Origin of the sequence: Janibacter limosus NBRC 16128, assembly GCF_001570985.1 — a bacterium.
In the GTDB taxonomy this organism is placed as follows: domain Bacteria; phylum Actinomycetota; class Actinomycetes; order Actinomycetales; family Dermatophilaceae; genus Janibacter; species Janibacter limosus.
In genome coordinates this window covers 17859-27810 of sequence record NZ_BCSS01000046.1, presented here as the reverse complement: position 1 = coordinate 27810, position 9952 = coordinate 17859, and the positions used below count along the sequence as shown (strand labels likewise).

The 9952-nt window shown below is 69.9% G+C and carries 9 protein-coding genes and 1 pseudogene; 5 read left to right on the top strand and 5 right to left on the bottom strand.

What is annotated here, in order from left to right; genetic code table 11:
• Positions 1 to 627, bottom strand: a pseudogene (locus JLI01S_RS14345) (helicase-associated domain-containing protein); the annotation flags it as partial.
• A 43-nt stretch (positions 628 to 670) separates the two neighbouring features.
• Complete coding sequence (locus JLI01S_RS14340; protein ID WP_068265827.1) at positions 671 to 1987, bottom strand: MFS transporter; 1317 nt, start codon at positions 1985 to 1987, stop codon at positions 671 to 673.
• Between the two features lie 160 nt (positions 1988 to 2147).
• Between JLI01S_RS14340 and JLI01S_RS14335 the strand changes: the two genes are divergently transcribed.
• From JLI01S_RS14335 to JLI01S_RS14315, 5 genes are all read left to right on the top strand, one after another.
• Positions 2148 to 2543: a cold-shock protein gene (locus JLI01S_RS14335; protein WP_068265825.1), complete on the top strand. Its 396-nt coding sequence runs from the start codon at positions 2148 to 2150 to the stop codon at positions 2541 to 2543.
• Position 2544: 1 nt separating this feature from the next.
• Entirely contained in the window at positions 2545 to 3312 is a 768-nt protein-coding gene (locus tag JLI01S_RS14330; RefSeq protein ID WP_068265823.1) for a DUF3027 domain-containing protein, read from the top strand.
• Positions 3309 to 4778, top strand: coding sequence for an NCS2 family permease (locus tag JLI01S_RS14325; RefSeq protein ID WP_068265821.1), 1470 nt, complete (start codon positions 3309 to 3311; stop codon positions 4776 to 4778). The genes JLI01S_RS14330 and JLI01S_RS14325 overlap by 4 nt, the downstream gene beginning before the upstream one ends.
• 137 nt (positions 4779 to 4915) lie before the next feature.
• Positions 4916 to 5362, top strand: a complete 447-nt coding sequence (locus JLI01S_RS14320) for a MarR family winged helix-turn-helix transcriptional regulator (RefSeq protein ID WP_245634639.1) — start codon at positions 4916 to 4918, stop codon at positions 5360 to 5362.
• On the top strand, positions 5359 to 6642 hold the full coding sequence (locus tag JLI01S_RS14315) for an MFS transporter (RefSeq protein ID WP_068265819.1): 1284 nt from the start codon (positions 5359 to 5361) through the stop codon (positions 6640 to 6642). The genes JLI01S_RS14320 and JLI01S_RS14315 overlap by 4 nt, the downstream gene beginning before the upstream one ends.
• Positions 6643 to 6720: 78 nt before the next feature.
• Here JLI01S_RS14315 and serC read toward each other — a convergent pair whose 3' ends face one another.
• Genes serC through JLI01S_RS14300 form a run of 3 tightly spaced genes read right to left on the bottom strand, consistent with a single transcriptional unit; the run spans position 6721 to position 9838 of the window.
• On the bottom strand, positions 6721 to 7845 hold the full coding sequence (gene serC, locus JLI01S_RS14310) for a phosphoserine transaminase (RefSeq protein ID WP_068265817.1): 1125 nt from the start codon (positions 7843 to 7845) through the stop codon (positions 6721 to 6723).
• Positions 7845 to 8708, bottom strand: coding sequence for an LppX_LprAFG lipoprotein (locus JLI01S_RS14305; RefSeq protein ID WP_068265815.1), 864 nt, complete (start codon positions 8706 to 8708; stop codon positions 7845 to 7847). Before JLI01S_RS14305 ends, serC begins: the two co-directional genes overlap by 1 nt.
• Positions 8709 to 8731: 23 nt before the next feature.
• Positions 8732 to 9838 carry a citrate synthase 2 gene (locus JLI01S_RS14300; protein ID WP_068265813.1) on the bottom strand — a complete coding sequence of 369 codons (1107 nt, stop codon included), beginning with the start codon at positions 9836 to 9838 and terminating at the stop codon, positions 8732 to 8734.
• Positions 9839 to 9952: the final 114 nt, after the last annotated feature.

Here is a 9952-nt window from a genome sequence, read left to right as displayed (position 1 = left end):
CCGCCCGCCCCGCACGAGCAGACCGACCTCGCGGGGGAGCAGGACGTGCTGGTGGTCAGGGGCGACGACCAGGGCGGCGTCGACGAGGGCCGCGACGGCCTGCCCGGCGCGCCCCTCCGGGTCGGCCGGGAGGGCAGCGGTCGGTCCGTGGCGGGCGATGCGCTCGAGGACGCGATGCTCTGGGGGCGCCAGCCGGCCGATGGCCGCGGGCAGGTCCTCGGGGAGGGCGTGGCCGAGGGCCTGCGCCGACGGGCCGAGCCCCGCCGGGTGCGGGCCCAGCACATCGCTGACCGTCCGTGACAGGACTGGTCCTTCGCTCGAGCGCCAGAGCAGCGCGGCAGTCGTGAGGTCGTCGAGGAGCGCGGCGGCGCCCGACGCATCCATGCTCAGCAGCGGCGCGATCGCTGCGGGGTCGGTGGTCCCGGTGATGGCGCAGGCTTGCAGGGCCGCGAGGTGCGGCAGGTCGAGGTGGTCGACGGCGCGGGCCGTGGAGGCACGGGTGCTGGCACGAGCAGCGAGGGCGGTGAGGTCAGCGGGCTGCGGCCGGGCCAGATCCGGTCGGAGCTCCAGCAGGGCCACCAGCTCCTCGTCGGTGCGGTGGCGGATGTCCTCGGCGAGGGAGCGCACCGACTCACGGTAGTTCACCCGCGGCGGTTGCTCGGACCGGGCACTACGGGACGGGCGCATCCATGGTCGCCGCACGCGGGCTCGTCACGCCGTTGACCTCGGGGCTGATGATCTGCTCCAGCCGGACCAGGACCCAGGTTGCCAGGGCCATCCCGCCGAGGACGACCGCGATGAACAGGACCACCAGGTCGCGCTCGAGCAGCACGCCGGCCGCGATCGGCCCGAGGACTCCGCCTGACATGAAGGCCGTGGACTGGGCCGCATTGACCCGGCCACGCAGGTGATCGGGGGCCATGTCGTTGGTGATCGCCGGGAGGGTCGGCTGCAGGAGGGTCTCGCCGAGCCCGAAGAGTGCGAGGAAGGCGATGACGAGGACCGCCGCCATCAGGCTCGCGGGCAGGAGGCCGCTCACGCCGAGGGCCAGCCAAGCGACCGCCCAGATGGCGAGCATGATCAGGCCCACGCGGGTGCGGCGGTGCCCCTCGATGCGCTGCAGCACCCAGAACTGCAGCATCACGATGACCGCGGTGTTGGCGGCGAAGGCCAGTCCGATCACCCCGGTGTCCACCTCGGAGACCGTGCGGGCGAAGGCGGGGATGCCGGCCTCGAGCTGCCCGTAGCCGATGAAGCTCGTGACGACCGCCAGGAGGAGCACCCAGCGCATGCCCGGCAGGCGCAGGACGGTGGCGTAGCTCGCCGCGGAGCCGTCCTCGTCCGGTCGCGTGGCCCGGGCGTGGACATGGCGAAGGGGGCCGAGCAGCCAGATCCCGGGGATGAGCACCAGGACCGCGTCGACGATGAAGATCACCTCGAAGGTGATCGGTGAGTGGACGTCGACGAAGACTCCGGCGATCAGGCCGCCGACCCCGATGCCGAGGTTGAGCAGGGCGAAGTTGACCCCGAAGTACCGCTGTCGCAGCGGGCCGCGCACGAGCGCGGAGATGAAGGTGTTGCCCGCGGACCAGCCGATGCTCGCCGACAGCCCCATGAAGACGGCGCCCGTCACGGCGAGGGGGAGCGCGGTGGCAAAGGCGAGGGCGATCGCACCGAGGCTCTGGCAGACCCCGGAGGCGATGAGCATCCACCGGGCGCCGACCCGGTCGGTGAGGCTGCCCATCGGGCCGGCCATGACGGCGGCCACGAGGGCCAGCAGCGCCATGATCGTGCCCGCGGCGTCGAGGGAGAAGTGCCGCACCTCGTGCAGGTAGATGACGGTGAAGGGCAGGGTCATGCCCCGACCGAGGTGCTGGAGGGCGACCGTGGAGAGGAGGAACCTCCCTTCGCGCGGGAGCGCCTGCCAGAACCCTCGCAGGCCTGGCCCGATCTCGTGGGCCGGCAGGTCCTTGGGCAGGGTCGTCACGAGGCAACATCGTGCCTCAGTCCACCGACGGTCGGCCACCGGGTTTGTGTCCGGGAGGAGATCGTCGCGTATTGGGGTGGGGGGCTTGACTCGGGTTAACCTTGACGGTGGTGCACGGACCCGTGCGCCCACACACTCAGGTATGAGCAAGAGGTGCACGGTGCCCACTGGCAAGGTCAAGTGGTACGACGCGGAGAAGGGCTTCGGCTTCATCTCCGGCGACGACGGCTCGGACATCTTCCTCCACGCCAATGCCCTGCCCGAGGGCACGGCGACGCTCAAGGGCGGCACCCGCGTGGACTACGGCATCGTCGAGGGGCGTCGCGGCGCCCAGGCGCTGGCCGTCACGGTCCTCGACACCCCGCCGAGCGTCTCGGCCAACCTGCGCCAGCGTGACCGCAAGCCGGCCGAGGACATGGCCGCGATCGTCGAGGACGTCATCAACCTCCTCGACGGCGTGGGCAACGGCCTGCGCCGCGGTCGCTACCCCGACAAGGCCCAGGGCGCCAAGGTCGCCCAGGTCCTGCGTCGCATCGCCGACGACCTGGAGGGCTGAGATGACCGAGACCACCACCAAGACCCGGGCCAAGGCCAAGCCCAAGGCGGACGCCGTGCTGGCCGCCGCCGTCGAGCCGGCCCGTCGCGAGCTCCTCGAGGCGACCAAGGGGGAGGGAGTCGGCGAGCACGTCGGCTTCACCCTCGATGGTGAGCGCCTCGGCACCCACTGGTTCGCCGCGACCCTGCCGGGTTACGGCGGCTGGGCGTGGGCGGTCATCGTCACCCGCGCCCCGCGGTCCAAGTCGGCCACGGTCTGCGAGTCGCAGCTGCTGCCGGGCGACGGCGCGATCGTCTCCCCGGAGTGGCTGCCGTGGGCGGAGCGCCTCGCGCCCGGCGACGTCGGCCCCGGAGACGTCACCCCCAAGATCGACGACGACCCCAACCTCGTGGGTGGCTTCGAGGCCACCGGCGAGGAGGACGTCGACGCCGTCGCCCTGTGGGAGCTGGGTCTGGGTCGTCCGCGGGTGCTGTCCGCCGAGGGCCGCGACCAGGCCGCCCAGCGGTGGTACGACGGTGCTCACGGGCCGACCGCTGACGTGGCGGTCAAGGCTCCCGCGCGCTGCGAGGGCTGCGGCTACTTCATGCCCGTGACGGGCGCGCTGCGCAACGTCTTCGGCATCTGTGCCAACGAGTGGAGCCCGAGCGATGGTGGCGTCGTCAGCCGCGACCACGGCTGCGGTGCGCACTCCGAGGTCGACATGGCCGACCCCGAGCCCGAAAAGGTCGGTACGCCGATCCTCGACGACGAGGTCCTCGACACCCTGTGAGCGCCACGACCCAAGGTTCCGCGATCGAGCGGTACTTCAAGATCTCCGAGCGTGGCTCCACCGTCGGCCGTGAGGTCCGCGGTGGTTTCGCCACCTTCTTCACGATGGCGTACATCGTCGTCCTGAACCCCCTGATCATCGGCACCCAGGCCGACTCCACCGGTGGCTTCCTCGGTGGCGGCGACGGGCCCAACCTGGCGATGGTGGCCGCGTGCACGGCCCTCGTCGCCGGCGTGATGACCCTGCTCATGGGTGTCGTCGCCAACTACCCGCTCGCGCTCGCCGCCGGCCTGGGGCTCAACGCCTTCGTCGCCTTCGGCATCGCCAAGCTGCCGGAGATGACCTGGGCCGACGCGATGGGCCTGGTCGTGATGGAGGGTCTGATCATCCTCCTGCTGGTGCTGACCGGCTTCCGCAAGGCGGTCCTGCACGCGGTCCCTGCCCAGCTGAAGACCGCGATCAGCGTCGGCATCGGTCTCTTCATCACCGTCGTCGGCCTCGTCGACGCGGGCTTCGTGCGCAAGGCTGCCGGTGGGCCGCTCGGTGAGCTCGGTGTCGGCGGCTTCCTCGCCGGATGGCCGCTGCTCGTCTTCGTCATCGGCCTCTTCATCATCATCACCCTCCACGTGCGCGGGGTGAAGGGTGCGATCCTCTACGGCATCCTCGGGACGACCGCGCTCGCGATGGTCGTCGAGGCTGTCTTCAGCATCGGCTCGCAGACCAACGCTGCGGGCGAGCTGGTCAACCCGACCGGGTGGGGCCTGAATGTCCCGAGCCTGCCGGATGCCTTCGTGGCGACGCCGGACTTCGGGCTCCTGGGCCAGTTCAACCTCTTCGGCTCGTTCAGCAAGATCGGCATCGTCTCCGCGTCGCTGCTGGTCTTCACGATCCTGCTCGCCGACTTCTTCGACACCATGGGCACGATGGTTGCCGTCGGTGCGGAGGGCGACCTGCTCGACGAGGAGGGCAACCCGCCGGGCAGCCAGAAGATCCTCGTCGTCGACTCCCTCGCCGCCGTCGCCGGTGGTGCCGCCTCGGTCAGCTCCAACACGAGCTACATCGAGTCCGCCTCCGGCGTGGGAGAGGGGGCTCGGACCGGTCTGGCCTCGGTCGTCACAGGCGTGCTCTTCCTCTTCGCGACCTTCTTGTCGCCGCTCGTCGCCGTGGTGCCCTACGAGGCCGCGACTCCCGCGCTCGTGCTCGTCGGGTTCCTGATGATGCAGCAGGTCAAGGAGATCGACTGGGACGACCTGGAGATCGCCATCCCGGCCTTCCTCACGATCATCCTCATGCCCTTCACCTACTCGATCACCGCGGGCATCGGTGCCGGCTTCGTCACCTATGTCTTCATCAAGGTGGCGCGCGGCAAGATCGGCGCCATTCACCCGCTGATGTGGCTCGTCGCCCTGCTCTTCGTCCTGTACTTCGGGATCGATCCGATCAAGGGGATGCTCGGGGTCGGCTGAGCCCAACCCCCTTCGGCAGTCCACGGCGCCCCGCACACCACCTGTGCGGGGCGCCGTCGCGTGCCCGCACGCTCCTCAGGAGATAGTTAGCACGGGTAATGAGTTGTGCTAACCTCATGGAGGCGAAGGGAGAGCTGGTGGCAGAGGTCAGCAAGAGTCCGATGAAGCACAAGCAGCTCAGTGCGCTGAGCGAGGACCTGCGTCTGGCGTGCATGCGCATCAGCCGTCGCATCCGATTTGAGAGCACGGATGTCATTGCTCCGCACCAGTTCTCGGTGCTCGCGCGGCTCGAGGACGGGCCCCTCACCCCCCGGGCGCTGGCCGACATCGAAAAGGTGTCGGCGCCGAGCATGACCCGCACCGTCGGATGCCTCGTCGACGACGGGCTCGTCGAGCGTCATGACGACCCGCAGGACGGGCGGCGGGTGCTGGTCGAGCTGACCGCCGGCGGTCGCGAGACCCTCGAGCAGACACGCCAGCGTCGGGACAAGTGGATGACCGAGCGGGTCACCGAGCTGACCCGTGAGGAGCAGGAGGCGCTCGTGGCCGCCAGCGAGATCCTCGGGAGGATCGCTGCCCGATGAGTCCGACCTTCGCCTCGCTCTCCATCCGCAACTACCGCATCTATGCGCTGGGCGCGATCATCTCCAATGTCGGTACCTGGATGGGCCGGGTCGCCCAGGACTGGGTCGTGCTGACCGAGCTCACCGACCACTCGGCGTCCGCGCTCGGGATCGTCACCGGTCTGCAGTTCCTGCCGATGCTCCTGCTGGCGCCCTGGACCGGGGCCGTCGCTGACCGCTACCCCAAGCAGCTCCTGCTGCTCGTCACCCAGGCCACGCTCGGGCTCACCGCCCTGACCGGTGGTGTCCTCGTCCTCACCGGCACCGCACAGCTGTGGCACTTCTACCTGCTGGCACTCATGACGGGCATCGCGGCAGCCTTCGACAACCCGGCCCGCCAGACCTTCGTGTCGGAGATGGTGCCGCGCGAGCGGCTCACCAATGCGGTCGCGCTCAACAGCGCCTCCTTCAACCTCGGCCGGCTCATCGGACCGGGAGTGGCCGGCCTGGTCATCGCGGGCATCGGCTCCGGCCAGGCGTTGGTGGTCAACTCACTGACCTTTGTCGCGGTGATCATCGCGCTGCTGTGCATGCGGGTCAGCGAGATGACTCCGGCACCCCGGGTGACGGGGCGCGGGTCGGCCCGGGACGGGCTGCGCTACGTCCGAGGGAGGCCGGACCTCGTGCTCGTCCTCGTCCTGATCTTCGTCCTGGGCACCTTCGGGATGAACTTCCAGCTGACGATCGCGCTCATGGCGACCCAGACCTTCGACAAGGGCGCGGAGGAGTACGGGCTGCTCGGCTCGATCATGGCGATCGGGTCCTTGGCCGCGGCTCTCGCCGCGGCCCGACGCAGCGAGCCGCGGCTGCGCGTGCTGCTGATGTCGCTCGTCGGCTTCACCCTGGCCACCTCGGCTGCGGCCCTGGCTCCGACCTATGTCACCTTCGCCGTCGCGCTCATCGCCTGCGGGATGACCTCGCTCACCGCGATGACCACGGCCAATGCCATGGTCCAGATGCGTACCGAGCCGGTGATGCGCGGGCGGGTGATGGCCCTGTACATGGCGATCTTCTTCGGCGGGACGCCGCTCGGTGCGCCGATCATCGGCTGGATCGGTGACGTCCTGGGCGCCCGGTGGACGCTCGGCGTCGGAGCGATCGCGGTGGGGATCACGCTGGTGGTGGTGTCCTTCTGGCTCGCGCGGCACGAGAATGTCGAGGTGACCTACTCGAGCCAGCGCCGCCCGCGCGTGCGCGTCCTGTCCACGCCCACCCACGACATGCCGCAGGCAGCCCGATGACCCCGCGCTTTCGCCGGACCATGACCTGGCTGGTCCTCGCCTCGCTCGTCCTCGTGGCGATCGCCGCGGCGTTCTAGGTCAGGCGCGCTCGAGCACGTAATCGATGCAGGCGAGCAGCGCCGACACGTCGTCGGGGTCGACGGACGGGAAGGTCGCGATCCGCAGCTGGTTGCGGCCCAGTTTGCGATAGGGCTCCACATCGAGGATCCCGTTGCGCCGCAGCGTCGCCGCGATGGCTGCGGCGTCCACCTCGTCGGCGAAGTCGACGGTCGTGACGACCTGCGAGCGCGCCGCGGGGTCGGTCACGAAGAGGCTCGTGTGCTCCCCCTGCGTCGCCCAGTCGTGGATCCGCGACGAGGAGTCGGCGGTGCGACCCGAGGCGAAGGGGAGGCCTCCCGAGTCGTTGATCCACCGCACCTGCTCATCCATGAGGGCAAGCGTGGCGACAGCCGGGGTGTTGAGGGTCTGGTCCTTGCGCGAGTTGTCGATCGCCGCGGTCAGTGACAGGAAGTCGGGGATCCACCGGTCGGTGGCCGCGATCTCCTGCGCGCGGGCGATCGCCGCGGGGCTCATGACCGCGAACCAGATGCCGCCGTCCGAGGCGAAGGACTTCTGCGGGGCGAAGTAGTAGGTGTCCGTCTGCGTGATGTCGACGGGCAGGCCGCCGGCACCGGAGGTGGCGTCGATGAGGACGAGGGCGTCGTCGTCGATCCCTGCGGGGCGCTGCACGGGGGCCATGACGCCGGTGGAGGTCTCGTTGTGCGGCCAGGCGTAGGCGTCGATCCCCGCCACGGCCTCCGGCGAGGCCAGCCCGCCCGGGTCGACCGAGCGCACATCGGGGTCGACGAGGAAGGGGGCCTTGCGGGTCACTGCGGCGAACTTGCTGGAGAACTCGCCGAAGACGAGGTGCTGGGCCCACTCGCGGACCAGCCCCAGGGCCGCGATGTCCCAGAAGGCCGTCGACCCGCCGTTGCCCAGGACGACCTCGTAGCCGTCGGGCAGGGCGAAGAGGTCGCTCAGGCCCTCGCGCAGGCTGCCGACGATCGAGCGGACCGGGGCCTGCCGGTGCGAGGTGCCGAGCACCGTGCTCGCGATCGAGGTGAGGTGGGCGATCTGCTCCGGGCGGACCTGCGACGGCCCGGACCCGAAGCGTCCGTCGCGAGGACGCAGGGCCTCCGGGATGACGATGTCGTGCTGAGTCATCAGTTGACCTTGGCCAGCTCGGAGCCCGTGGGCTTGGTGATCGAGACCGGCTTGCCCCAGTCGGTGGCGGTCAGTACCGCATTGGCGCCGTTCTGCGTGAAGGACATCTTGCGGATGAGGTCGTCGTCGTCGAGCCAGACATCGTAGATCGCAGTCTCGGGAGAGCCCGGGGCCTTGGCCATCCCGAGCTCGCGCAGGGCCTTGTCGGTGTCGACCGTCGCCGTGTAGTGGGTCGTGGAGACCCCGTCGACCTTTTCAGTGCCCTTGACGCCGGCCGACTCGACCCCGGCGACGAAGGCGTCGAGCTGGGTCTGCATGCTCAGCAGGGCTGTCTGCTCCAAGGCCTTTTTCACCAAGGGGTTGGTCGAAGCATCGTCGACCGCGAACCACTTGGGCGGCTGCGCCAGGTAGTACTGCCCGTCGACCAGCCGGTAGGTCATCTGCTGACCGCCAGCGTCGACATCCATCTCGAGTGTGTTGTTGGCCAGGTCCTGGGTCCCGCTCGCGGTCGCGTCAGGTCCGAACTGCACGTCGATCTTGACCGTGGGGTTCTTGTCCACAGCGGCTTCGAGCCGGTCGGTGAACTCCTTGGCGTCGAAGGGCTTGCCGGTGTCCGTCGACGTCGTGGAGGTGGTCGCCGGCGTCGAGGTCGAGGAGGCCGAGGACGTGGCGGTCGAGGACGTGGATCCTGATCCAGACGTCGAGGACGCCGTGCCCGACGATGTCGCCGGCCCGCCCGAGGTGATCGGCGCGTCCTTGGAGGTACTGCCGGTGCCCGCGGTGGGTCCGGGGCCGCCGTCGCCACCGCACCCCGCGAGAGCGAGGGTGGCCGCGACGGCGAGCGTCATCGAGATCGTGCGCATGGTGTCCCTCCTGCGGTGCTGGGTCAGCCGGGGAGCTGGTCGTAGCCGTGGACCTCGGTGATCGGGCGTGGGCCCGGGCCGGTGTAGTTGCTGCTCGGGCGGATCAGGCGACCGGTGCGCTTCTGCTCGAGCACGTGCGCGGACCAGCCGGCCGTGCGGGCGCAGACGAAGAGCGGGGTCATCATCTCGCCCGGGACATCGGCGAAGTCGAGCAGGACCGCGGCCCAGTAGTCGACATTGGTCTCCATCTTGCGGTCCGGGTACCGGTCCGCGAGCTCGGCGATCGCCGCTTTTTCCAGCTCGAGAGCGATCTCGTAACGGGGAGCGCCAAGACGCCTGCACGTCTCACGCAGGACGGCGGCGCGCGGGTCGTAGGCCCGGTAGACGCGGTGCCCGAAGCCCATCAGGCGCTCCTTGCGGTCCAGGGCGTCCTTGACGTACTTCGTGGCGTCGCCGGTGCGCTCGACACCCTCGATCATGTGCTGCGCGCGCGAGGGGGCGCCACCGTGCAGCGGACCGGACATGGCGCCCACCGCTCCGGAGAGGCAGGCGGCGGCGTCGGCGCCGGTGGAGGCGATGACCCGTGCGGTGAAGGTCGAGGCGTTCATCCCGTGCTCTGCGGCCGAGATGAAGTAGGCGTCGATGGCCTCGACGTGCTTGGGGTCGGGCTCGCCGCGCCAGCGGATCATGAAGCGCTCGACGATGTTCTTGCCCTCGTCGACGCGCGCCTGCGGAACCATCGGCTGGTTCTGGCCGTGCGCGGACTGGGCGATGAAGGACAGCGCCATGACGGACGAGCGGGCCAGGTCCTCGCGCACCTGGGTGTCGTCGATGTCGAGGAGCGGCTTGAAGCCCCACAGGGGTGCCAGCTGGGCGAGCGCGGACTGGACGTCGACGCGGATGTCACCGCTGTGCACGGGAAGGGGGAAGGGCTCGGCCGGGGGGAGGCCGGGGTCGAAGGAGTCGTCGACGAGCAGACCCCAGACGCGCCCGAAGGAGACCTTGCCGACGAGGTCGTTGATGTCGACCCCGCGATAGCGCAGGTTGCCGCCCGCCTTGTCGGGCTCGGCGATCGTCGACTCGAAGGCGACGACGCCCTCCAGCCCGTGCTTGACCTCGGTGTCGGACATCACGTGCCTCTTTCCTTCGTACGTCATCAGCTCAGCGCTCAGTCTCGCACGCGCGGCCGGGCTGTCGGCAGCACCTGCACAGGTAGCATGCCCGATGGCAGACCACGAGGGAGG